Source organism: Janthinobacterium algoris, assembly GCF_051380935.1.
In the GTDB taxonomy this organism is placed as follows: Bacteria; Pseudomonadota; Gammaproteobacteria; order Burkholderiales; family Burkholderiaceae_D; genus Janthinobacterium.
In genome coordinates, this window is record NZ_JBNYXZ010000003.1 from 397023 (window position 1) to 421938 (window position 24916).

Consider the following 24916-nt stretch of genomic DNA (forward strand, 5'->3'; position numbering starts at 1 on the left):
GTGCGGCGGCTTGCCGCTTTGACTACAGGTCGATCGTGCCTTCGTACACGGTCACGGCCGGGCCCGTCATTAACACTGGATGGCCCGGGCCTTGCCAGGCGATCGACAGTTCCCCGCCACGCGCGCTGATGCGCACGGGCGAGTCGAGCCGGCCGCGCAGGATGCCGGCCACGGCAGCGGCGCAGGCGCCCGTGCCGCAAGCGAGCGTTTCGCCCGCGCCCCGTTCAAACACGCGTAGTTTCACGTGATGGCGATCGATGATCTGCAGGTAGCCGGCGTTGACGCGGCGGGGAAAGCGCGGATGGTGCTCGATCAGCGGACCCGATTGTTCCAGGTCTTGCGCGTCGACATCCTCGACCACTTGCACGGCATGTGGATTGCCCATCGAGACGACGGACAGCAGCACGGTTGTATCGTTGCCCGGCAGCGCCAGGTCCAGCGGCCACAAGGTGTCGTTGCCTTGCGCTACACCGTCCAGGCCGTTTGCATCGAATGGCACCAGCTTTGGCTCCAGCACGGGCGCCCCCATGTCGACCGTGATGCTGCCATCGCGCTCCAGGCGCGGCGCAATGATGCCGGCCATGGTTTCCACGCGGATGCTGTCCTTGCTTGACAAGCCTTTTTCGCTGACGAACTTGACGAAGGCGCGCGCGCCGTTGCCGCATTGTTCGACTTCGCCGCCATCGTTGTTATAGATGCGGTAGCGGAAGTCGCAGCCAGGCAGGCGCGGCTTTTCCACCACCAGGATCTGGTCGGCGCCAATGCCGAAACGGCGGTCGGCCAGACGCTGCCACTGGGCCGGCGTGAAGGCTATGTCTTGATTGATTGCATCGATGACGATGAAGTCATTGCCGGCGCCATGCATTTTGGTAAATTGGAGTTTCATGGTCTGCCGTATCACTTGTGCTGGTTATAGAACGAGGCTTCGCCTTCCGGACGCGTCTTGAAGCGTTTATGGGTCCAGAAATACTCGGCCGGCGCTTCGCGCACGCGCTCTTCGATGAATTCGTTCATGCGGCGCGTGGCGGCAGTGATGTCGTCGCCCGGATAATCGTCCCAGGCCGGGTAATAGGTCACTTTCCAGCCCTGGTAATTGGGCAGGAAGGTGGCGATGACGGGAATCACTTGCGCCTTGGCGGCCAGCGCCAGGCGCGCCGTGGCCGTCAGGGTGGCGGCGGGCACGCCGAAGAATGGCACGAATTCCGCATCCTTCTCGCCGAAATCCATGTCCGGCAGCATGAAGTACGGCAAGCCGTCGCGCAGGGCGCGCAGAATCGTCTTGATGCCGTCCTGGCGCGTAAACAGCTTGGGCGGCTTGAAGCGCGAACGGCCATTGCGCAAGGCCTGGTCGAAGGCGGCATTCTTTTGCTGCACATACATCGACGAAGCGGAAATTTCCATGGCCGTGGCGGCGCCGGCCACGTCGAGGCAGACAAAGTGCGGACACAGCAAGATGGTGGGCTTGGCCGCGATCTGCTGGCCCGGGAAGGCGGGCACCTTCTTGATCAGGCGGTTCAGGCGTGTTTCTGACGACCACCACAGGATGCTGCGCTCCCACACGCTGCGCGAATACGCCTGGAAATGCTGGCGCGCCAGGGCCACGCGTTGCTGTTCCGTCAATTCCGGCATGCACAGGCGCAGATTCGTCAGGGCGATCTTGCGCCGCGTGGGCATGGCGATGAATAGTACATTGCCGACGGCCACGCCGAAGCGGCCGAGGATGGGCAAGGGCAGCCAGTGCAGCAGCCACATGAAGGCGATCAGCAGTCTCATGCCTGCTCCTTGGCGGCATCCGACGCCGCTGGCGTGGGTGGCGGCGCGCCGCGCGGTACCTTGTAGCGATTGTAGCTCCACAGGTATTGCGCGGGACTGCGCGCGATCAATTGTTCCATGGCCGCATTGATGGTGCGCGCCTGTTCGGCCGAGGTGCTGGCTAGCGACTCGGTGAAAGGCACGAAATGCACTACATAGCCGCGTCCGCCCGGCAGGCGCTCGGCGTAGGTGATGATGACTTCGGCGCCGCCCATCTGCGCCAGCTTGGCCGGCAGGGTCATGGTGTAGGCGGGGCGGCCGAAGAAATCGGCCCACACGCCTTCGCCCTCTTGCGGAACCTGGTCGGGCAGCAGGCCGATGGGCTGGCCTTTTTTCAGGCATTTGGCAAAGATGCGCACGCCCGACATATTGGCCGGCGCCAGCATCAGGTTTTCGCGCGCACGCGCCCCTTCGATCAGCGGTTTCAGTGCGGCGCGCTTGGGCGGGCGGTACATCACGGTGAGCGGCGTGCGCAGGGCGATCTGCTGGGCGACGATTTCAAAGCAGCCCAGGTGTGGTGTCAGGAAGACGATGCCGCGGCCGTGCTGCAACGCTTTTTCCACCAGCTCCCAGTTTTCCACCGTCGCGTGGCGCGCCACGCGTTCGGCTGGCGCGCACCAGATGAAGGGCAATTCCAGCACGCTCTTGCCCGCTTCGGCCACGGCCGTGTGCAAGTGTTGCGTAAACCCCGCACCCTGCATGTTCTCGCGCATGCGGCGCCGGTAGGACGGGGAAATGGCGTAAATCACCCAGCCGAGTGCAGCGCCCAGGCCATGCAGGACGGGCAAGGGAAAGAGGGATAAGAAGCGGAAAATTGGGACTAACATGAATAAGCTGTTTCCAGGAATGGCGTGTTGCTGTGCCAAAATTTTTTAAGAAGCGTAAAATACCACGTATGCAGTAACCGCTGAGTTAATAGACAACTTGCGAAGCGGAATATAAATATCGCTAAAGCGTCGCAGGCAACATCCTCTTTACTGCGACAGAACATTCACATAGTAATCAGGAGCTTGCAATGTCAAACGACTATCTCTTCACTTCCGAATCCGTTTCGGAAGGCCATCCCGACAAGGTTGCCGATCAAATTTCCGACGCCATCCTTGACGCCATCCTGACCCAGGATCCGACCGCCCGCGTGGCTGCCGAAACCCTGTGCAACACGGGTCTGGTGGTGCTGGCTGGCGAGATTACCACTTACGCCAATGTGGATTATATTCAAGTTGCGCGCGAAACCATCAAACGCATCGGCTACGACAATACGGAATACGGCATCGACTACAAGGGTTGCGCCGTGCTGGTGGCCTACGATAAGCAGTCGCCGGACATTGCGCAAGGCGTCGATGAAGGTGCGGGGATTGACCTGGATCAAGGCGCTGGCGATCAGGGCTTGATGTTTGGCTACGCCTGCGATGAAACGGCCGAGCTGATGCCTGCCGCCATCCACTACGCGCACCGCCTGGTCGAGCGCCAGTCGCAGCTGCGCAAGGATGGCCGCTTGCCATGGCTGCGTCCGGATGCAAAATCGCAAGTAACCCTGCGCTACGTCGATGGCCGTCCCGTCGGCGTGCACACGGTCGTGCTGTCTACCCAGCATGCGCCGGAAATCTCGCACAAGCAGATCGAAGAAGCCGTCATCGAAGAAATCATCAAGCCCATTCTGCCGCGCGAATGGCTGACGGAGACCAAATTCCTCGTCAACCCGACGGGCCGTTTCGTCATCGGCGGTCCGCAAGGTGATTGCGGCTTGACCGGGCGCAAGATCATCGTCGACACCTACGGTGGCGCAGCCCCGCACGGCGGCGGCGCGTTCTCGGGTAAGGATCCATCGAAAGTCGACCGTTCGGCAGCGTATGCGGCCCGCTACGTGGCGAAAAACATTGTCGCCGCCGGTCTGGCGCGCCAATGCCAGGTGCAGGTCAGCTACGCCATCGGCGTGGCCAAGCCGATCAACATCACCGTCTACACGGAAGGCACGGGCGTGATTCCTGACGCGGAAATCGCCAAGCTGGTGCTGGCGCACTTCGACCTGCGTCCAAAAGGCATCGTGCAAATGCTCGACCTGCTGCGCCCGATCTACCAGAAGAGCGCCGCCTACGGCCACTTTGGCCGCGAAGAGCCAGAATTCACGTGGGAGCGCACCGACAAGGTCGCCCTGCTGCGCGACGCTGCCGGCCTGAAATAAGCTAGTCCGCTTGCAAGAAAAGCGCCCCGGCCATCTGGCCGCGGGCGCTTTTTTTATGGGTGCGCCCGCGACGGCGCGTACCGAACGGCGCTGCCATGGGGATACACTACAGTTTATTGCAAATAAACTAATTGGGGAATTGCATGACCTTGTTGCGCGTACGCTCGTTGGCTGTTGTCCTGCTGGCCACATGGGGCCTGTCCGCTGTCGCGGCCGCGTCAGTCACGCCGCCGGCCACGCTGACGGTGGGGCAATGGCTGGACAAGGCGGAGGCTGGCGATGGCCATGCCGTGCTGATCCTGGCGGCGGCCGGCAAATTTGTTTTTCCCGACGGCTCGCTGGCAACGCCGGTCCAGATGCGGCCCGAACTCACCGAGTTGATGGGGCAGATGTCGGCACGCCAGGCCTTGCATGTGCTCACTATTTATGCGGACAGTGGTTTTCTCGCCACGGATCCCGATGCCTGGCGCTCGAATATCAAGCCCGATCCCGTGCTCACCTGCAAATGGGCCATGCGCGCCGCGAATTACCCGACCGACGGCAGCAAGGCTGATAAAGACATGCTGCCCATCCTGCGCGACCTGGCCGATGAAATAGCGCGGCGCCTGGACGCTGACGAGCGCGCCAGTTGTATCAGTCAGGGCAAGAACTGGCCGCCGCAGAAACCATAGCGCGCCAGCGCGCGTCGCGGACCTGCCAGGCGGCCGGCCCGCTTGACTAATGGTTGCCGTCGGCACAAGGCCGATGTTATGATGCAGGGTCCGAGGAGCGTTGCGACGAAGAAATTCGCCAGGCTCGGAATTTCCTGCAACTGCGCTCACGTACCTTTTTCAACTGAAAGGAGGGCGTGATGAACGCCGTACTCAAATCGCAACACGACTACACCATCGCCGATATCACTTTGGCCGCATGGGGCGACAAAGAAATCAAGATTGCTGAAACGGAAATGCCTGGCCTGATGGCCATCCGCGAGGAATTCGCGGCAGCGCAGCCCCTGAAAGGCGCGCGCATCACCGGTTCCATCCACATGACCATCCAGACCGCCGTGCTGATCCATACCCTGGAAGCACTGGGTGCGCAAGTGCGTTGGGCATCGTGCAACATTTACTCGACGCAAGATCACGCTGCCGCCGCCATCGCTGCCGCCGGCACGCCGGTCTTCGCCGTCAAGGGCGAGTCGCTCGATGACTACTGGGAATACACGCACCGCATCTTCGAATGGCCGAACGTGGACGGCAAGGCTGTCTACTCGAACATGATCCTCGACGATGGCGGCGATGCTACCTTGCTGCTGCACCTGGGCGTGCGCGCGGAAGCCGATCAGTCGGTGCTGGCCAACCCGGGTTCGGAAGAAGAAATTTGCCTGTTCAACTCGATCAAGAAACACTTGCTGGTCGACCCGACCTGGTACTCGAAGCGTCTGCCGGAAATCCTCGGCGTGACGGAAGAAACCACCACCGGCGTGCACCGCTTGTATCAAATGCACAAGGAAGGCAAGCTGGCTTTCCCTGCGATCAACGTGAACGATTCCGTCACGAAATCGAAATTCGATAACTTGTATGGTTGCCGTGAGTCCTTGGTCGATGGCATCAAGCGCGCCACCGATGTGATGATCGCCGGTAAAGTGGCCGTCATCGCCGGTTACGGTGACGTCGGCAAGGGTTCGGCCCAAGCCATGCGCGCCCTGTCGGCGCAAGTATGGGTGACGGAAGTCGATCCGATCTGCGCACTGCAGGCGGCGATGGAAGGCTACCGCGTGGTGACCATGGATTACGCCTGCGAACACGGCGACATCTTCGTGACCTGCACGGGCAACTATCACATCCTCACGCACGATCACCTGACGCGCATGAAAGACCAGGCCATCGTCTGCAACATTGGTCACTTCGACAATGAAATCGACGTCGCTTCGTTGAAGCAATACGAGTGGGAAAACATCAAGCCGCAAGTCGACCACATCATCTTCCCGTCGGGCCGCCGCATCATCCTGCTGGCCGAAGGCCGCCTGGTCAACCTCGGTTGCGGCACGGGCCACCCGTCGTACGTGATGAGCTCGTCGTTCGCCAACCAGACGATCGCCCAGATCGAGCTGTACGCAAACACGGCCAACTACCCGGTCGGCGTGTACACCCTGCCGAAACACCTGGATGAAAAAGTCGCCCGTTTGCAACTCAAAAAGTTGAATGCGCAGCTGACGGAACTGACGCAAGAGCAAGCCGACTACATCGGCGTGCGCACGGAAGGTCCATACAAACCCGAACATTACCGTTATTAATCGGTAGTCCGGGGCTGTAACTCACCCTCTGAGGGCCGGCGCCCGCCGCCGGCCTGACCCTACTTTTGACAGGCTAGAGAAATGCGCTTGCTACTGATTTGGTTTATCAATGCGGCAGCCCTGTTTGCCGTCCCTTATTTGATGCACTCGGTGACGATGAGCAGCGGCTGGACCGCGCTGCTGGCCGCTGCCGTGCTGGGACTGGTTAATGCGCTGATCCGTCCTTTGCTGATCTTGCTGACCCTGCCCGTGACGTTCTTGTCGCTGGGCCTGTTCATTTTGATCATCAATGGCTTCATGTTCTGGCTGGTGGCGCAAGTGATCGACGGTTTCCATGTCGCCAGTTTCTGGTCTGCCGTGGGCGGTGCCATTTTGTACAGCATCATTTCCTGGGCCCTGTCGACCTTACTGTTGAGTAATGACGATGGAAAAGCATAATTTCAGTATTGAGTTTTTCCCGCCGAAAACCCCGGAAGGGGCGGAAAAGCTGCGCGCCACGCGTATCAAGTTGTCTGAATTGCATCCGAAGTATTTCTCGGTGACGTTTGGCGCCGGTGGCACCACGCAGCAGGGTACCCTGGACACCGTGCGCGAAATCCTGGCGGCCGGGGAACAAGCCGCGCCCCATCTGTCTTGCGTCGGCGGTTCGCGCGCATCGATCCGCACCGTGCTGGCCGACTTCAAGGCGGCCGGCGTGAGCCGTATCGTGGCCTTGCGGGGCGACTTGCCGAGTGGCTACGGCGCCTCGGGCGAGTTCCGCTACGCCAACGAGCTGGTGGAATTCATCCGCGCCGAGACGGGCGACCATTTTCATATCGAAGTGGCCGCCTATCCGGAAGTGCACCCGCAAGCCCGTTCGCCGCAGGATGACTTGAACGCGTTTGCGCGCAAGGTGCAAGCCGGCGCCGATGCGGCCATCACCCAGTACTTCTACAATGCCGACGCGTATTTCCAGTTTGTCGAGCAGACGCAGAAGATGGGCATCAACGTGCCCGTCGTGGCCGGCATCATGCCGATCACGAATTACACGCAGCTGATGCGCTTTTCGGACATGTGCGGCGCGGAAATTCCACGCTGGGTGCGTCTGAAACTGGCCAGCTTCGGCGACGACAGCGCCTCCATCAAGGCCTTTGGCCTGGACGTGGTGACGGGCTTGTGCGAGCGTTTGCTGGAAGGCGGCGCACCAGGCTTGCATTTCTATAGCATGAACCAGGCGGCTGCCACGACGGCTTTGTGGCAGCGCCTGGTGAAGTAATATCGTTCTGATTCGTCAGAACAGATCGCCCTCGGTCATGATGTGATCGAGGGCGATGTCGTATTCGCCGTTGGGAAAGCTGGCCGCCTGGCAAACATAGGCGATGCCGAGCGTGCGCGGACGCGGCGTTTGCGCCAGGGTACGGTCGTAGTAGCCGCCGCCATAGCCGAGGCGATACCGTTCTCCATTGAATCCCAGGCAAGGCACCAGCAGGGTGGCGGGCGCCGGGCGCAGGCGCAATTGTGCCGGCACGGCCACGCCCATGCCATCCTTCACCATGGGCTCGCCCGGCGTCCAGGCGGAAAAGGCCAGCGGCGCATGCTTTTCCAGCACCACCGGCAAGCTTAATTGCACGCCGCGAGCGGCCAGCTGCGCATACGCGCCGTGCAAGTCCGGCTCGCCATGCAGGGGCCAGTACACGCCCAGCTCCTTGACGTTTTCCTGCGCGCACCAGTCCAGCAGGCGCTGCGCGATGGCCGTATCCCACCCTGCGCGCGTGGTCTCGGGCAGGGCGCGGCGGGCCGCCAGCAGGGCCTTGCGCAAGCCGGCCTTGTCCTGTGGCGCAATGGGTGGCCGTGTAGCCGGATCGCATGTTATTCTAGGGTCGCTATTCATATCACCATCAAGTTAAGATTGAGAGTCGTACATTGATTTCCCCACTGAAATGGATTGCCGGCACGATGCTGTGTGTTGCATCGGCCTTGTCTCCCCTGGCCGCCCTGGCCCAGGTATCCGCCACCGTCTCTCCTGCCGCCCCCGACACGCGCAGCGAGGATGATGCCTTCCTGCTGCTGCGCGACGCCGCGCGCAAGGATGACGCCGAAAAAGCCGACTTTTATGCGGGACGCCTGACGAATTACCAGATTCCATCGTATGTTGACTATTATCGGCTGAAACCGCGCATCAAACAGTTGACCGAGGCGCAATTTCGCGATTACCTGAATCGCTACAAGGGCAGCGCCATCGCCGACCGTTTCCGCAACGACTGGCTGCTGGAGCTGGGCCGCAAGCGCGACTGGGTCGTGTTTGACGAGCAATATCCGCAATTCGCCCTCGATGACGACACCCAGCTCAAGTGCTACGCGCTGATGTCGCGTGCCGCCAAAGGCCAGAACGTGGCACCCGAGGCGCGCAACCTGCTGGTGTCGCCACCCGGCTATGGCGAAGCGTGCGGCAGCCTGATTGCCGCCTTGGCGCAAAATGGCCAGTTCGACACGAATGACCTGTGGGCGCAGATCCGCCTGGCGGGCCAGACGAATGCCACGGGCCCGGCGCGCCGCATCGCGCTGCTGCTGGGTGCGTCCGATGCGAAGATGGCGCAAGCCATCGATTTGCCCGCGTTGATGCTGGCCAAAGGACCGGGGCCAAGTCGCGCCGACCATGAGATGTACCTGGTGGCCGTGGGGCGCATGGCGAAAAGCACCCTGAAGCTGGGCGTGGTGGCGTTGCAAAAGGCCAGCGGACAACTGACGGCGCAGGAGCAAGCCATCGGCTGGGCCAGCCTGGCCTTGCAGGCATCGTATTCGCTGGCGCCGGAAGCGTTTGAATATTGGCAAAAAACCAATGGCGCACCGTTGACCCAGGAGCAGATGCAGTGGAAAACGCGCATTGCCTTGCGCGAAGGCAACTGGCCCATGGTGAAGTCGTCCATCCAGGCCATGCCGGCCTCCCTGCGCACGGACCCCACCTGGGTCTATTGGCTGGCGCGCGCGCAGCAGGCGGAAACGCCGGGCCGCCCGAATGCGCAAGCCGATACCCTGTATCGCACGATTTCCGAGCAATCGAATTTCTACGGCTTGCTGGCCAATGAAGAGCTGGGCAACCATTTGGTGCTGCCGCCGCCGGGCCAGCCCGTCACGCCGGCGGAAATCGCCGCCATGGCCGCCAATCCGGGCTTGCAGCGGGCCTTGAAATTCTTCAACATGCGCTTGCGCTTTGAAGGCACGCGCGAGTGGAACTGGGAATTGCGTTCGATGACGGATCGCCAGCATCTGGCGGCCGCAGAATTTGCGCGCCAGAAGAATGTGCTCGACCGCATGGTCAACACCTCCGACCGCACGCGCCTGGAAGTCGATTACACGCAGCGCTATCCGACGCCGCACGACGACGTCATGCACCCGGCCACGCAAACCCTGGGCCTGGACAAAGCCTGGGTGTATGGCTTGATCCGCCAGGAATCGCGCTTCATCATGGATGCGCAGTCGCATGTGGGCGCCTCCGGTTTGATGCAGGTGATGCCGTCGACGGCCCGTTATGTCGCCAAGAAGATCGGCCTGACCGATTTCGTGACGGAAACCTTGAGCGATGTACGCACCAACGTCATGCTGGGCACGAATTACCTGAACATGGTGCTGGGCGGCCTCGATGGTTCGCAAGTGCTGGCCAGCGCCGCCTACAACGCGGGGCCGGGGCGCTTGCGCATCTGGCGCGCCACCATGACGCGTCCGCTGGAAGGCGCCGTCTTCGCCGAGATCATTCCGTACACAGAAACGCGCGGCTATGTGAAAAACGTGATGGCCAACGCCACCTATTACGCGGCCCTGTTCGAGAAGCGCCCGCAATCGCTGAAAGCGCGCCTGGGTACCGTGGGACCGAAAAACAGCGCCATCGCGGCCGATTTGCCTTGAACCATACCTTTGATACCCGACCATGCAAACGACCATCCTTGACCCCAGCCTGACGCAAACCCTGGCCGCCGCGCGCGAGCCGGGCCTGACCCTCATCATCGGCAACAAGAATTACTCTTCGTGGTCGATGCGCCCGTGGGTGGCCATGACGGCTTTCGGCATCCCGTTCCAGGAAGTGCGCGTGCTGCTCGACCAGAGCGACACGGCCACCAACATCGCCGAGTATTCCGCCTGCGGCCGGGTCCCCGTGCTGCTGGCGGGCGAGATCACGATCTGGGACAGCCTGGCCATTTGCGAATACCTGGCCGAGCAGTTTCCCGATAAACACATGTGGCCGCAAGATGTGGCCGCGCGCGCCATGGCGCGCTGTGTCTGCGCGGAAATGCATTCCGGTTTCTCCGGCTTGCGCACGGATATGTCGATGAATATCAAGGCCAAGTTGCCGGGACGGGGCCGCACGGCCGCCGCGCAGGCCGACATTGGCCGCATCAGCGAAATCTGGGAAGAGTGTCTGTCGCGCTTTGGCCACCACCAGTTCCTGTTTGGCGAGTTTTCCATCGCCGACGCGTATTTCGCCCCCGTCGTCATGCGTTTCCGCACCTATGGCGTAAGCCTGGCGCCGGCGCTGAACGCGTATTGCGAGCGCGTGCAGGCGCACCCGGCCGTGGCCCGCTGGATCACGGAAGCGCTGGCGGAGACGGAAGTTGCGGCCAAGCACGACGCGGAATTGCCCGATTAAAGAGAAGTTCACCATGAAGATTTACACGGTCGGTGGCGCGGTGCGCGACCAACTGCTGGGCTTGCCCGTGAAAGACCACGACCACGTCGTCGTCGGCGCTACGCCGGAAGACATGCTGCGCCAGGGCTTCCGGCCCGTGGGCAAGGATTTCCCCGTGTTTTTGCACCCGAAGACGCAGGAAGAATATGCCTTGGCCCGCACGGAGCGCAAGACGGCGCCCGGCTACCGGGGCTTTGTCTTCCATACGGCGCCCGATGTCACCCTGGAAGATGACTTGGTGCGGCGCGATCTCACCATCAACGCCATCGCGCAAGCCGAGGACGGCAGCCTGACCGACCCGTTCGGCGGCATCGAGGATATCCAGAATAAAATCTTCCGCCACGTTTCCGACGCGTTCGGCGAAGACCCCGTGCGCATCTTGCGCCTGGCCCGCTTTGCCGCCCGTTTCGACGCTTTTACGGTTGCGCCCGCCACCATGGCGCTGATGCGCCAGATGGTGGCCGACGGCGAAGTCGACGCCCTGGTGGCTGAGCGCGTGTGGCAGGAAGTGGCCAAGGGGCTGATGGAAAGCCACCCTTCGCGCATGCTGACGGTGCTGCACGAATGCGGCGCGCTGGCGCGCATCATGGGAGAAATCCAGCTGAGCGAGCACTTGCTGCAGGTCATCGATCATGCCGCCGCGCAAGGTCATGACTTGCCCGTGCGCTTCGCCGCCTTGATGCTACATATAAGCAAGGATGCCATCGAGCAGCTGAGCGAGCGCCTGCGCGTGCCCAACGAGTGCCGCGCGCTGGCCGTCATGGCAGCGCGCGAGCTGGACCATATCAATGGCGCGCTGGAGTTGAGCGCTGAAGCCATCGTTGCCTTGTGCGAACGCTGCGACGGCTTGCGCAAGCCGCAGCGCTTTGCGCAACTGCTGCAGGCCGTGGCTTGCGATGGGCTGGTCAGCGGCGACTTTGCGCCGGCGGCACGGCTGCAGGGTGGCCTGGACGCGGCGCGCGCCGTCAACGCAGGGGCGCTGGCGCAAGGTTGCGCGGAGCCGAAACGCATCCCTGAAGTCATCCATGCGGCGCGGGTGGCGGCCGTGCAAGCATTCCTGGCCCAGGCTTGAATGGCGGGAATAGGCTACAATGGCGCCACAATGTTGCGCTGCACAATGCCGGCCTGACGTGCCGAAGCACCGCCCCCAGGAGTCGTCGTGACCTTACCCAAGCTGTTTCAAAACCCGTTTCGCCGTTGGCTCAGCCGTAGCGGCGGTGGGCGTCCGACCGTGCTGGTCAAGCAGTTGCATGAGCGCGACCGGCGCCGCATGATGAAGCATTTCCTGTCGCTCGAGAAAAGCGACCGGCTGCTGCGCTTCGGCAGCGCCTTGCCCGATGAACTGGTGGCGCAGTACGTACAGAAGATGGATTTCTCGCGTGACATGATTTATGGCGTCTACAACAGTCTGTTCAAGCTGGTGGGCGTGGGGCATCTGGCGTTCGCGCCGAAAGGCAAGTCGCCGGCGAAAAGTGTCGTCACGGACAAGGAGCAGGTGGCCGAGTTTGGCGTGTCCGTGTCGAAATCCATGCGCGGCATGGGCGTCGGTTCGAAACTGTTCGAGCGGGCGGCGATTCACTGCCGTAACAATGATGTCGATACCCTGTACATGCATTGTTTGTCGTCGAACAAGACGATGATGCATATCGCCAAGAAGGCGGGCATGGAAATCCAGCGCGACTATGGCGAAGCCGATGCATATTTGAAACTGTTGCCGCCGAATCCATCCAGCATGCTGCAGGAAGCCGTGCAGGAGCAGTTTGCCATGTTCGACTACACGCTCAAGGCGAACGCGCGCGCCGCGTATAAACTGTTCGAACGCTTGCCGGGGCGCAAGAGACCAGCGCCGCCCCCGCCATCCCCGCCAGCAGAGTAATTACAGCAGCGGCAGGGCCGTCGTATCCTTGATGCGCTGCAAGGCAAAGCTCGATTTGACGTCCAGCACGGCCGGGTGGCGCAGCAGGGTCGCCATCATGAAGCGCGAAAAGTGCTCCATGTCTTCCACGTGCACGCGCAACAGATAATCCATTTCGCCCGTCATCGCATAGCAAGCCACCACTTCCGGCCAATGCGCCACGGCCACGGCGAAGTCGGCGCGCGGCGAGGTATTCGTCACCAGGTTGGGCGCCAGCACGCGCGCCGTGCTGTGGGCGGTGGCGTCGCTGTGCTTTTCCAGCCGCACATTCACGTAAGCGAGCAAGCCCAGGCCGATCTTTTCCGGGTCCAGCAAGGCCACGTACTGGCGGATGACGCCCGCTTCTTCCAGCCGTTTGACGCGGCGCAAGCATGGCGACGGCGACAGGCTGACTTGCTCGGCCACGTCCTGATTCGACAATCGGCCATCGGCCTGCAGGACGGCAAGGATCTTGCGGTCCGTTTTATCCAGCGTAATTTTGCTCATGCTCCCTCCGGTGGTTCTCGTTTCACGCAATATTATTGCGCAAATCATGATTGTTCGGGAGATCTTTGGCATTTAATGCCCGTGACCCACGCCTATACTGTGCGCTACTTCTTGGAGGAGACATCATGCAATTTCAGCCTTGGGATAACCCGATGGGTACCGATGGTTTCGAGTTCGTCGAGTATGCAGCACCAGACCCAAAAGCATTGGGCAAGCTGTTCGAGAACATGGGCTTCACGGCCATCGCGCGCCACCGTCACAAGGATGTGACCCTGTACCGTCAGGGCGACATCAATTTCATCATCAATGCCGAACAAGATTCGTTCGCGCAGCGTTTTGCCCGCCATCATGGCCCGTCCGTGTGCGCCATCGCCATCCGTGTCGACGACGCGGCCTTTGTGTATCGCCGCGCGCTGGAACTGGGCGCCTGGGGTTTCGACAATAAAACGGGGCCGATGGAGCTGAATATCCCCGCCATCAAGGGCGTGGGCGATTCCCTGCTGTACTTCGTCGACCGCTGGCGCGGCAAGGGCGCCGACAAGCCGGACGCGGCCGCTCCTGGCGGCATCGGCGACATCAGCATCTATGACGTCGACTTCGTCGCCATTCCCGGCGCCGTCGCCAACCCGGTCGGCCATGGCCTGACCTATATCGACCACCTGACGCACAATGTGCACCGTGGCCGCATGAAGGAATGGGCGACGTTCTATGAAAGCCTGTTCAATTTCCGCGAGGTGCGCTATTTCGACATCGAAGGCAAGCTGACGGGCCTCAAATCCAAGGCCATGACTTCGCCGTGCGGCAAGATCCGCATTCCGATCAATGAATCGTCGGACGACAAGTCGCAGATCGCCGAATACCTGGACCAGTACCATGGCGAAGGCATCCAGCACATCGCCCTGGGCACGGACAATATCTACGCGTCGGTGCAAGGCATGCGCGATACGGGTATCAATTTCCAGGACACGATTGAAACTTACTATGAACTGGTCAACCGCCGCCTGCCGAATCACGGCGAACAGCTGGAAGAACTGCGCCGTTTGCGCATCCTGATCGATGGCCACAGCACGGAAACGGAACGCGAACTGTTGCTGCAAATCTTCACGCAGACGGTGATCGGCCCGATCTTCTTCGAGATCATCCAGCGCAAGGGCGACCAGGGCTTCGGCGAAGGCAATTTCCGCGCCCTGTTCGAATCGATCGAGCTGGACCAGATCAAGCGCGGCGTGCTGAAAGATACGAATGCGGCGTAATGTTGCTTTGTAACAAGCAGTAGTGAAAATAGCAGCAAAAAGGTAACAACGCAGGAGTGCAGCGCAGCAAAGAACTGCGCGCATTCCTGTGGTAGTCTACGACAAACAAGTCATTTTTCCGCACCGGCATGCTCACAAAGCGCGGCCGGTACGTGTGAGTTCAACCGACTTTGCACGCGTAGCACAGAGAATAATGGAGACAAGTAATGAATGCACCAATCAAGGGCTCGAGTCTTGAGCCGGGCGCGCACGCGTCTGAAATTTCCCTGAACGACAAATACACGCTAGAGCGTGGCCGCGCCTTCATGACGGGCACACAAGCGCTGATCCGCCTGCCCATGTTGCAGCGCGAGCGCGATCTCAAGGCTGGCCTGAATACGGCTGGCTACATCACCGGTTACCGCGGTTCGCCTGTGACGTCTGTCGACATGACGGCGATCAAGGCCAAGAAATACCTCGATGAACACCACGTCAAATTCCACCCGGGCCTGAACGAAGACCTGGCCGCCACGGCTGTCTGGGGCACGCAGCAAACGAATCTGTTCGAAGACGCGAAATACGACGGCGTGTTCGGCATGTGGTACGGCAAGGGTCCCGGCGTCGACCGCTGCGGCGACGTCTTCAAGCACGCGAATAACGCCGGCTCCGCCAAGCACGGCGGCGTGCTGGTGCTGGCCGGCGACGACCATGCGGCGAAATCCTCGTCCACGGCGCACCAGTCCGACCATATCCTGAACGCTTGCGGCATCCCCGTGCTGTACCCGTCGTCGGTGCAGGAGTACATCGATTACGGCTTGCACGCCTGGGCCATGAGCCGCTACACGGGCCTGTGGGTCTCGATGAAATGCGTGACCGATATCATCGAGTCGGGCGCCGCCGTCGATTTCGACCCGGACCGCGTGCAGATCACCTTGCCGACCGACTTCGAGATGCCGGCTGGTGGCTTGAACATCCGCTGGCCCGACACGGTGCTGGAACAAGAAGTGCGCATGAACAGCTACAAATGGTATGCGGCGCTGGCCTATGCGCGTGCCAACAAACTCAATAAAATCATCTGGGACAGCCCGAAGGCGCGCATCGGCATCATCACGGCCGGCAAATCCTACCTGGACACGCGCCAGGCGCTGGCCGACCTGGGCATCGACGAGCAGACGGCGTCCGACATCGGCATCCGCCTGTACAAGATCGGCATGACCTGGCCGCTGGAAGCGGACGGCGTGCACGAATTTGCCAAGGGCCTCGATGAAATCCTCGTGGTGGAAGAAAAGCGTCAAATCCTCGAATACGCGCTGAAGGAAGAACTGTATAACCTGAAGGATGGCGAGCGTCCGCGCGTGGTCGGCAAGTTCGACGACACGGGCGAATGGAGCAACCAGAAGGGCACGGGTCACGGCGACTGGCTGCTGCCTGCCACGTATGAGCTGAACCCGGCCATGATCGCGCGCGCGATTGCCAGCCGCATTTCGCGCTACTATGCGGGTCATCCGGTCGAGCAGCGCGTGAAGGAACGCATCGCCTACCTGGAAGCCAAAGAGAATGTGCTGAAAGCGATCAGCGTGAAACCCGATCCGCAAAAAGACCGCACGCCGTTCTTCTGCTCCGGCTGTCCGCACAATAGCTCGACCAAGGTGCCGGAAGGCTCGCGCGCGCTGGCCGGCATCGGCTGTCACTACATGGTGCTGTGGATGGACCGCGAGACGTCGACGTTTACCCACATGGGCGCCGAAGGCGTCACGTGGGTGGGGCAGGCGCCGTTCACGAATGAAAAGCACGTGTTTACCAACCTCGGTGACGGCACGTATTTCCACTCGGGCATCCTGGCGATCCGCGCCGCCGTCTCGGCCAAGGTGAACATCACTTACAAAATCCTGTTCAACGATGCGGTGGCCATGACGGGCGGCCAGGAATTCGACGGCCCCCTGTCGCCGGCCATCATTTCGCGCCAGATCGCCGCCGAAGGCGTGGGCCCCATCATCGTCGTCACTGACGAACCGGAAAAATACCCGGACGATTACGCCTGGGCCGAAGGCGTCACCGTGCGCCACCGTTCGGAACTGATGGACGTGCAGCGCGAATTGCGCGACATGCCCGGCGTGTCGGCCATGATTTACGACCAGACCTGCGCCTCGGAAAAACGCCGCCGCCGGAAACGCAATGAGTATCCGGACCCGGCCAAGCGCGCCGTCATCAACGAAGCCGTCTGCGAAGGCTGCGGCGACTGCTCCGTGCAATCGAACTGCCTGTCGGTGGAACCGCTGGAAACGGACCTGGGGCGCAAGCGCCAGATCAACCAGTCGTCCTGCAACAAGGATTTCTCGTGCACGACGGGTTTCTGCCCCAGCTTCGTGACAGTGGAAGGCGGCGGATTGAAAAAGCCGAAGAAAGCGGCGAGCGCCGACAAGGATGCGCCAGCCGCACCGGCCTTGCCGACGCCAGTCATTCCTTCGACGGCGGAGCCGTTCGGCATTTTAGTCACCGGCATCGGCGGCACGGGCGTGGTCACTGTCGGCCAGATCCTGGCCATGGCGGCGCACGTGGAAGGCAAGGGGTGTTCCGTGCTCGACATGAGCGGCCTGGCGCAAAAGGGCGGCCCCGTGATGTCGCATGTGCGCCTGGCGGACCGCCAGGAAGATATCCACTCGACGCGCGTCGGCACCGGTGCGGCCGATCTCGTCATCGGCTGCGATTTGATCGTCACGGCCAGCCGCGACGCCCTGTCGCGCATGGGTGAAGGACGCAGTTGGGCCATGATCAACTCGACCAGCTCGTCGACGGCCGCCTTCGTGAAAAACCCGGACTGGCAATTCCCCGGTGCTTCCGCGCGCATGGAAATTGAAAAGGCGTGCGGCAGCGACCATGTGGACTTCATCGACGCGGGCCAGATCGCCACGGCGCTGATGGGCGACTCGATCGCGACGAATATGTTCATGCTCGGTTATGCCTGGCAAAAGGGCAAAGTGCCGCTCACCGAAGCGTCCATCATGAAAGCCATCGACTTGAACAACGTCTCGGTGGCGTTCAACAAGGCCGCCTTCAACTGGGGCCGCACGGGCGCCCACGATACGGCCAGCCTGGTGCGCATGACGACGCCGGCGAAAGTGGTGGAATTCAAGCGCATCGACACGCTCGACGACATCATCGAAAAAAGAGTCGCCTTGCTGACGGCCTACCAGGACCGCGCGTATGCGCAGCAGTACCTGGACTTCGTCGGTCAGGTGCGCGCGGCCGAAAGCGCCCTGAATGGCCCGCAGCTGCGCCTGACGGAAGCCGTGGCCCGCTATTTCTACAAGCTGATGGCTTACAAGGACGAATACGAGGTGGCGCGCCTGTACACGGACGGCGTCTTCCAGGCGAAGATCGCCGCCATGTTCGAAGGCGACATCAAGCTCAAATTCCACCTGGCGCCGCCGATCATGGCAAAAACGGATGCCCAGGGCCATCTGATCAAGAAGGAATATGGCCCGTGGATGCTGAAGGCCTTCGGCGTGCTGGCCAAGTTCAAGGGCTTGCGTGGCACGGCCTTCGACGTGTTCGGCCACACGGCCGAGCGCAAGATGGAACGCGCGCTGATCGCCGAATACCGCGCGACGGTGGGCGGCTTGCTGCCGAAACTGACGACGGCCAAGCTGGCGCAAGCCTTGGCCATTGCCAGCATCCCGGAAGACATCCGCGGCTATGGTCACGTGAAGGAGCGTCATTTGAAGGCGGCGAAAGAGAAGGAAGCCAGTTTGCTGATCGCCTTCAACGCGCCGACGCCGCTGCCGCCCATCGTGGCAGCACCCGTGGCGGCCACCGTGGCGTGATGGTGAGCGAGACACTCTAGCAATGGCGCCTGCGGGCGCCATTGTGTTAAAGAAAACAACGCCTGTTGGTAAAACGCCTTATAATTTTTCGATAATTTCTTTTCGGAAAGTTTGCTATGTCTTCCCTGCGCCTCTCTTCCCTGGCCGTTCCTCTCGTATTGTTGTTGAGCGCCTGCGGCGGTGGTGGCGGCAGCAGCGACAGTGCGGCCGTCGTGCCGCCCTTGACGCCGACGGGTCCCACGGCGCTGGTCGCTTCCTCCACGGTCGCGAACCGCTGCGAGGCACCGCGCAGCGGCAGCAGCATCGACAAGCAGGGTAGCTTGCTCGATGAACTGACGTGGGTGCGCAGCTGGATCGATGAAACCTATCTGTGGTACCGCGAAGTGCCGACCACCTACCAGCCGCAAAGCTTCACCACGCCCATCGCGTATTTCGACGTGCTGAAAACAACGGCCACGACGGCGTCCGGCAAGCCGAAGGACCAGTTCCATTTCACGTACACGACGGCGGAATGGGAAGCCTCGCTCAATGGCGTGGAGTTGGGCTACGGCATGTTGCTGGCGCTGACGCGCACCACGCCGCCGCGCAAGGCGGTGATCTCGATCGTCGAGCCGGGCTCGCCGGCGGCACTGGCGGGTTTGCAGCGCGGCGACCTGCTGCAAACCATCGATGGCGTCGATTTCGTCTATGCCCCCGATACGGCCAGCGTGAAGATCATCAACGCGGGACTGTTCCCCAAGGCGCAGGGCACGCACACGCTGGGATTCAGCCGCAACGGGGCACCCATGTCCGTGAGCCTGACGGCGGTGGACGTGAACACCAACGCCGTGCAGAACGAGCGCATCATCGACACCCCCACGGGCAAGGTGGGCTATCTGACCTTCAACACCCACAATAATGTCGCCGAGCGCCAGCTGGTCGAGACCATGCGCCGCTTCCAGGCGGCCGGCATCAGCGACCTGGTGCTTGACGTGCGCTACAACGGCGGCGGCTACCTGGATGTCGCCAGCGAACTTGCTTACATGATTGCCGGCCCGCAAGTCACCACCGGCAAGACCTTCGAGCAGGTGCTCTTCAACGACAAGACGCGTCCGGAAGCGCCCGTGCCATTCCATGCGCAAAGCCAGGGCTTTGCCGGGCCGAACCCTCTGCCCAAGGGGACGGCGCTGCCCTCCCTGGGGCTCAAGCGGGTGACCTTGCTGACAACGGGCAATACCTGCTCGGCCAGTGAAGCCATCATCAATGGCTTGCGCGGCGTGGACGTGCAAGTCAACCTGATCGGCGGCACGACGTGCGGCAAGCCCTACGGCTTCTATCCCACGCCCAATTGCGGCACCACGTATTTTGCCGTGCAGTTCCAGGGCGTCAACGCCAAGGGCTTTGGCGACTTTGCCGATGGCATGGCGCCGACCTGCGACGTGGCGGACGATTACCAGCACCAGTTGGGCGACGCGGCCGAAGGCATGCTGGCGGCGGCGCTGCGCTACCGCAGCAGTGGCAGTTGCACGCCGGCCACGGGCGCGACCAGGCTATTGAGTTCGATGCAGAATCCGGCCGATACGTCCATGCGCCTGCTGCGGCCGGCCTACAAGGAAATTGCGATAAGGCAACGATAGCGCGTGCCTTTTCTCTCGAAAATATTTCTATATAGCAATTGTGATATATGGAAAGACGAATCCATTCGTTTTATAAACACTGGCATTTTGATATCTTTCACTTTCTCCCTAACCTTGAGAAGCGCAAAGATGCCTATACAATTCAAGTTGCCACCGCTCACCATCGCCGTACTGGCCATCCTGGGCGGCTCCGCATGGCAGGCGCATGCGCAAACACAAGCGCCCGCAGCGGACAAGCAGCCGGCGGCCACCCCGCCAGCCGTCGTGGTCACCGGTTCGCGCATTCCCCGCGCCAGCCTGGAAGGCCCGTCCTCGGTCACCATCCTGACCGGCGATGAAATCACCAAGCAGGGCTACAAGAACGTCTTCGATGCGCTGACCAACCAGGTGCAGAACAGCGGCTTCACGCAAGGCGAGGACTTTGGCAATACCTTCACGCCATCGGCCAATACCATCAGCTTGCGCGGCCTGGGTCCGAACCATACGCTGATCCTCTTGAACGGTCGCCGCCTGGCCGATTTCCCCGTCGCCTATGAAGGCACGGTCAACTTCACCAACCTGGCCAATATTCCGTCTAGCATCGTCGATCGCATCGAGATCCTCAACGGCGGCGCCTCGGCCATCTATGGCTCGGACGCGATCGCCGGCGTGGTCAACGTGATCCTGAAAAAACAGACGGAAGGTTTTGACATCAACGTCAAGGCGGGCGGCACCACGCGCGGCGGCGGCGGCAACCAGCGCGTGCAACTGACGGGCGGCGGCAATTTCGACAAGCTGCACACCCTGTTCAGCGTGGAGCTGAGCCAGCGCGATCCGCTGTCCAGCCTGGACCGCGACTTCATGTCCAGCAAATCGGGCACGCCGACGAATATCGTTTCGCGCCGCGTGGTGCAAGCCGGCACGTCCGGTACTTACGTGGACCTGGGCGACACGTGCAGCCAGTTTGGCGACATGTACGGCGGCAGCGTCATCAAGTACCAGGCCAAGAACGGCAGCTATTGCGCCAGCCCGAAAGTGGGACCGACCTACTGGACCACGCAGACCAAGAACCGCAGCCAGAATGTCTTCGGCAGCGCCAACTACGAGCTGTCGTCGGAAACGACCCTGTTTGCCGACTTCCTGATCGGCAAGAACTCGACGGAAAACAATACGCGCGGCCCCACGTGGACCTCGTCGTCGACGGGCAGCAGTTATTTCCGCAACCAGAATACGGGCAAGTATGAAGCGTGGACGCGCTATATTTCGCCTGAGGAAATAGGCGGCGTATCGCGCTACAACCGCAAGTGGGACGACTTGGCCACGGCCATCTCGCTGGGCGCCAAGGGCCGCATTCCAGGCACGGCATGGCAGTACGAAGCCAATTACAATGCCTCGATGTACAAGAGCGAAAGCCATACGCCGCGCGCGCTGGCCAATATCGACAGCTTCTTCCTGGGTCCGAAACTGGGCGTGGACGCGAGCGGCGTGCCGATCTACGCACCCGATCCGGCCCGTTTGTCGCGCCGCGTGACGGCGTCCGAGTTCGACAGCATCACCGGCAATTCCGACAGTGACGACAAGGCCTGGACGAATACCCTGAGCCTGGCCACGAATGGCGACCTGTTCCAGCTGCCGGCCGGCGTGGCAAAGATCGCCACCATCGCCGAAGTGGGCAAGCAAGGCTTCAGCAATGTGCCCGACGCGCGCCTCAACGACGGTTATTTCAACGTCGCCACCAAGTCCGATATCACGGCCGGCACGCGTACCCGCTATGCGCTGGGGGCGGAATTGAATCTGCCGCTGCATGAAAAGCTGATCGGCACACTAGCAGGCCGTTATGACCGCTACAGCTTTGCCGGCCGCCACGAAGGCAAGTTCACCTATAACGGCGGCCTGGAGCTGCGTCCGGCACCGGACCTGCTGTTCCGCGCCAACTACGCCACCAGCTTCCGCGCGCCGGACATGAACTACATTTACAAGGCGCGCGGCACGGGCTATTACTCAAGCACCACCGACTACTACCGCTGCAACGCGGCCGGTCAGGCCATCGACAAGTGCGAGTTCGCCAGCAAGTCGCCGGGCGCCGACTATGTGCAGAATGGCAGCAAGGATCTGCAGTCGGAAAAAGGCAAGTCCTTCGGCGTGGGCGCCGTCTGGTCGCCAAGCTCCAATTTCGACGTCTCGATCGACTACTGGAACATCCAGATTGACGACCTGGTGACCAACCTGAGTTCCGACAAGATCTTGCGCGATGAATCCGATTGCCGCCTGGGCAAGCTCGATATCGCTTCGCCGACCTGCGTCGACACCCTGGGCCGCGTGGAGCGCTTTGCGGCCAATGCCTTGAACCGCGCCGGCGAGATCAAGACCATCACCGTCAATCCCATCAATGCGGCGAAACAAAGCAGCAGCGGCATCGACGTCAGCCTGAAGTATTTGCTGCGCACGACGGACTATGGCCGCTTTGCCTTCAAGGCCAATTACGCCAAGGTGCTGAGCAACAAATCGCAGCAATTTGCCGGCGACGAGGAGATCGACGAGCTCAAGTCGCTGAACAATTCGGATTGGCGCGACAAGCTGAACCTGAGCGTGAACTGGAGCGCTGGCGACTGGTCGAACACCTTGCTGGTCAGCCGCTACAGCAAGATCCCGAACGCTGCCGGTAAGGGCTATTTGACGCCGACGGCCCTGGCCAATATCAGCACGGTCTACCGCATCAATGACCGCGCCACCCTGTCGCTGATCGTCAACAATGTGTTCGACAAGATCAAGCGCGACGACAGCGGCGGCTGGCCGTACTATCCTGTGGGCAGCTACAGCCCGCAAGGTCGCCAGGGCTGGGTTGAATTCAACTATCATTTCGGCTCATAATGCGATCTGCCAGTAGCTAGGCACATCAAGCCGGGACAGCAATCGCTGTTCCGGCTTTTTTGCTTTTCGGCGCGTTTTTCCCCGGCCCGCCATCCTATAATTGCCCGCTTGTCCCTCTTGATGGAGCTAGCCCGATGCTACGCCATGTCCTGCTGTCCGCCGCCGTATTTTCCCTGTTTTCCGTCAACGCGCATGCCGCGCGCGATATGCGGCAGTTTTCCCTGAAGACGGTGGCCGAGTACTCGGGTTTCCAGAATACGGGCCGCTACGAGGAGGTGGAAGCCTTGTGCCAGCGTTTCGAGGACCACCATCCGAAACAGGTGCGCTGCTTTGAGTATGGCCGCACGCCGGAAGGACGGCGCATGCTGGCGCTGGCCGTTTCCAACACGGGCGCGCTGACGCCGGAGGCGGCCAAGCTGCGCAAGATACCGGTACTGCTGGTGCAGGGTGGCATCCATGCGGGCGAAATCGATGGCAAGGATGCGGGCTTCCTGGCCCTGCGCGAAGTTTTGGAAGGCAAGGCAGCCGCCGGCGCGCTTGACAAACAGGTGCTGCTGTTCGTGCCTGTCTTTAATGTCGACGGCCATGAGCGCTTTGGCGCGTGGAACCGCCCGAACCAGCGGGGGCCGCAGGAAATGGGCTGGCGCAGCACGGCGCAGAATTTCAATTTGAACCGCGACTATATGAAGGCCGACTCTCCCGAGATGCAGCACATGCTGGCGCTGGTCAATGCCTGGGATCCGCTGGCTTACGTGGACTTGCACGTGACGGATGGCGCCCAGTTCGAACCCGATATCTCGATTCAGGTTGAACCCGTGCATGCGGGTGATGCGGCCTTGCGCGTGGCGGGGAAGGCGCTGCGTGATGGTGTGCTGGCCGACCTGGCAAAGCAGGGTTCCGATCCGAAGCCGTTCTACATGTCGTTTGCCGAAGAAGACAATCCGCAGTCGGGTTTTGTCGATTCGACGCCGAACCCGCGCTTTTCGCACGGCTATTTCCTGTTGCGTAACCGTTTCGGCGTGCTGGTGGAAACTCATTCGTGGAAGGACTACCCGACCCGTGTGCGCATCACGCGCAACACCATCGTTTCCCTGCTGTCGCACATGGCGCAGCACGGCGCCGCATGGCGACAAACCGCAGTGGAGGCTGACCTGCGCGCGATGCGGCTGGCCGGTAGCCAGCTTCCCCTCAGCTACAAGACCACGGAGACAAGCCGCATGATCGCGTTTCGCGGCTATGCCTATACGCGCACGCCGTCCGAAGTGTCGGGCGCGCTGATGACGCGCTATGACGAAAAGACGCCGCAAATCTGGAACGTGCCGCTACGCGACGAGATCGTGCCCGACCTGCAGGCGACCGCGCCGAAGGCCGGCTACCTGGTGCCATGCGCGCAGGCGAAGATGGTGGGCGCCAAATTGCGCCAGCACGGCATCGCTTACAAGGAAATGACCGGCTTCTTCTCCAGGCAGAATGTGGAAATCTTCCGCGCCACGCAGGTGAAGTTCGGCGCGCAGTCGTTCGAAGGACGCCAGACGGTGGCGGTACAGGGCGAATGGCAGAAGGCAGTGCGCCTGGTCGATCGCTGCGTGCTGTACGTGCCCGTTAACCAGCCGAAGGCGCGCCTGGTGATGGCGCTGTTCGAGCCGCGCGCGCCCGATTCGCTGCTGGCCTGGGGCAGCTTCAACACGGCGTTCGAGCGCAAGGAATACATGGAGGACTATGTGGCCGAGGATGTGGCGCGCGCGCAGCTGGCGGCCGACCCGGTGCTGGCGGCACAATTCCGGCAGAAGCTGGCCGATGAGCCCGCGTTTGCAAAGAATCCGCACGCGCGCCTGGAGTTTTTCGCCCGCCGCCACGCCTCGTGGGATGAGCGGCTGAACCTGTATCCGGTCATGCGCGTCGACGTGGAGCCTGTCAGTTTCATGGATTTACAAGGCCCAACATGAGCGCGCCCGATGCACGCTGCCGCCGGGCGCGCACGGAAGTTGCCGGCGCATGCAGATTCACTTGAAGAAATGCTATCCTGCGCCCGATCATGGCGCCGCCACGACGAGCAAAGGCCAG

At 61.6% G+C, this 24916-nt stretch carries 19 protein-coding genes and 1 riboswitch; of the genes, 14 read left to right on the forward strand and 5 right to left on the reverse strand.

The window, feature by feature from the left end; translation table 11 throughout:
- Positions 1-22: 22 nt before the first annotated feature.
- From dapF to ACQ4W7_RS06810, 3 genes are read right to left on the reverse strand one after another with little or no spacing between them, the layout of a single operon-like run.
- Positions 23-886: a diaminopimelate epimerase gene (gene dapF, locus ACQ4W7_RS06800; RefSeq protein WP_436529330.1), complete on the reverse strand. Its 864-nt coding sequence runs from the start codon at positions 884-886 to the stop codon at positions 23-25.
- A gap of 11 nt (positions 887-897) precedes the next feature.
- Entirely contained in the window at positions 898-1773 is an 876-nt protein-coding gene (locus tag ACQ4W7_RS06805; protein ID WP_426073424.1) for an LpxL/LpxP family acyltransferase, read from the reverse strand.
- Positions 1770-2639, reverse strand: coding sequence for a lysophospholipid acyltransferase family protein (locus ACQ4W7_RS06810; protein ID WP_436529332.1), 870 nt, complete (start codon positions 2637-2639; stop codon positions 1770-1772). The genes ACQ4W7_RS06805 and ACQ4W7_RS06810 overlap by 4 nt, the downstream gene beginning before the upstream one ends.
- Before the next feature lie 188 nt (positions 2640-2827).
- On the opposite strand from ACQ4W7_RS06810, the gene metK reads away from it, so the two are divergent.
- The 5 genes from metK (at position 2828) to metF (ending at position 7524) form a co-directional block, all read left to right on the forward strand.
- The gene (metK, locus tag ACQ4W7_RS06815; RefSeq protein WP_071079821.1) at positions 2828-3994 is read left to right on the forward strand and encodes a methionine adenosyltransferase; all 1167 of its coding nucleotides are present in this window, start codon (positions 2828-2830) and stop codon (positions 3992-3994) included.
- A 143-nt stretch (positions 3995-4137) separates the two neighbouring features.
- Positions 4138-4665 carry a hypothetical protein gene (locus tag ACQ4W7_RS06820; protein ID WP_436529334.1) on the forward strand — a complete coding sequence of 176 codons (528 nt, stop codon included), beginning with the start codon at positions 4138-4140 and terminating at the stop codon, positions 4663-4665.
- Between the two features lie 86 nt (positions 4666-4751).
- Positions 4752-4820, forward strand: a riboswitch (S-adenosyl-L-homocysteine riboswitch).
- Positions 4821-4844: 24 nt separating this feature from the next.
- The gene (ahcY, locus tag ACQ4W7_RS06825; RefSeq protein ID WP_436529336.1) at positions 4845-6269 is read left to right on the forward strand and encodes an adenosylhomocysteinase; all 1425 of its coding nucleotides are present in this window, start codon (positions 4845-4847) and stop codon (positions 6267-6269) included.
- A gap of 81 nt (positions 6270-6350) precedes the next feature.
- Positions 6351-6707 carry a phage holin family protein gene (locus ACQ4W7_RS06830; RefSeq protein WP_131687970.1) on the forward strand — a complete coding sequence of 119 codons (357 nt, stop codon included), beginning with the start codon at positions 6351-6353 and terminating at the stop codon, positions 6705-6707.
- Positions 6694-7524 (forward strand): methylenetetrahydrofolate reductase [NAD(P)H], encoded by an 831-nt coding sequence (gene metF, locus ACQ4W7_RS06835; RefSeq protein WP_436529338.1) that lies wholly within the window; start codon positions 6694-6696, stop codon positions 7522-7524. Before ACQ4W7_RS06830 ends, metF begins: the two co-directional genes overlap by 14 nt.
- A gap of 15 nt (positions 7525-7539) precedes the next feature.
- Here the strand turns inward: metF and ACQ4W7_RS06840 are convergent, their stop codons facing one another.
- Positions 7540-8139 carry a 5-formyltetrahydrofolate cyclo-ligase gene (locus ACQ4W7_RS06840; RefSeq protein ID WP_426073419.1) on the reverse strand — a complete coding sequence of 200 codons (600 nt, stop codon included), beginning with the start codon at positions 8137-8139 and terminating at the stop codon, positions 7540-7542.
- A 65-nt stretch (positions 8140-8204) separates the two neighbouring features.
- Between ACQ4W7_RS06840 and ACQ4W7_RS06845 the strand changes: the two genes are divergently transcribed.
- From ACQ4W7_RS06845 to ACQ4W7_RS06860, 4 genes are all read left to right on the forward strand, one after another.
- The gene (locus tag ACQ4W7_RS06845; RefSeq protein ID WP_436529341.1) at positions 8205-10151 is read left to right on the forward strand and encodes a lytic transglycosylase domain-containing protein; all 1947 of its coding nucleotides are present in this window, start codon (positions 8205-8207) and stop codon (positions 10149-10151) included.
- Positions 10152-10173: 22 nt separating this feature from the next.
- Positions 10174-10890 (forward strand): glutathione S-transferase family protein, encoded by a 717-nt coding sequence (locus tag ACQ4W7_RS06850; RefSeq protein ID WP_426073417.1) that lies wholly within the window; start codon positions 10174-10176, stop codon positions 10888-10890.
- Between the two features lie 13 nt (positions 10891-10903).
- Positions 10904-12001: a multifunctional CCA addition/repair protein gene (locus tag ACQ4W7_RS06855; RefSeq protein WP_436529343.1), complete on the forward strand. Its 1098-nt coding sequence runs from the start codon at positions 10904-10906 to the stop codon at positions 11999-12001.
- A gap of 87 nt (positions 12002-12088) precedes the next feature.
- Positions 12089-12805: a GNAT family N-acetyltransferase gene (locus ACQ4W7_RS06860; protein ID WP_436529345.1), complete on the forward strand. Its 717-nt coding sequence runs from the start codon at positions 12089-12091 to the stop codon at positions 12803-12805.
- On the opposite strand, the gene ACQ4W7_RS06865 is transcribed toward ACQ4W7_RS06860, so the two are convergent.
- Positions 12806-13330: an Lrp/AsnC family transcriptional regulator gene (locus ACQ4W7_RS06865; RefSeq protein ID WP_070220829.1), complete on the reverse strand. Its 525-nt coding sequence runs from the start codon at positions 13328-13330 to the stop codon at positions 12806-12808.
- A 125-nt stretch (positions 13331-13455) separates the two neighbouring features.
- Between ACQ4W7_RS06865 and hppD the strand changes: the two genes are divergently transcribed.
- The 5 genes from hppD to ACQ4W7_RS06890 all read left to right on the forward strand — a co-directional run bounded on the left by hppD (position 13456) and on the right by ACQ4W7_RS06890 (position 24798).
- A complete protein-coding gene (hppD, locus tag ACQ4W7_RS06870) occupies positions 13456-14583 on the forward strand; it encodes a 4-hydroxyphenylpyruvate dioxygenase (protein ID WP_436529347.1) in 1128 nt (375 codons plus the stop codon).
- 206 nt (positions 14584-14789) lie between these two features.
- Positions 14790-18386, forward strand: coding sequence for an indolepyruvate ferredoxin oxidoreductase family protein (locus ACQ4W7_RS06875; protein ID WP_436529349.1), 3597 nt, complete (start codon positions 14790-14792; stop codon positions 18384-18386).
- Positions 18387-18502: 116 nt separating this feature from the next.
- Positions 18503-20002 carry a S41 family peptidase gene (locus ACQ4W7_RS06880; RefSeq protein ID WP_436529351.1) on the forward strand — a complete coding sequence of 500 codons (1500 nt, stop codon included), beginning with the start codon at positions 18503-18505 and terminating at the stop codon, positions 20000-20002.
- Positions 20003-20131: 129 nt separating this feature from the next.
- Positions 20132-22852: a TonB-dependent receptor plug domain-containing protein gene (locus ACQ4W7_RS06885; RefSeq protein ID WP_436529353.1), complete on the forward strand. Its 2721-nt coding sequence runs from the start codon at positions 20132-20134 to the stop codon at positions 22850-22852.
- A gap of 134 nt (positions 22853-22986) precedes the next feature.
- On the forward strand, positions 22987-24798 hold the full coding sequence (locus ACQ4W7_RS06890) for a M14 family metallopeptidase (protein WP_436529355.1): 1812 nt from the start codon (positions 22987-22989) through the stop codon (positions 24796-24798).
- The last annotated feature ends 118 nt before the right edge of the window (positions 24799-24916 follow it).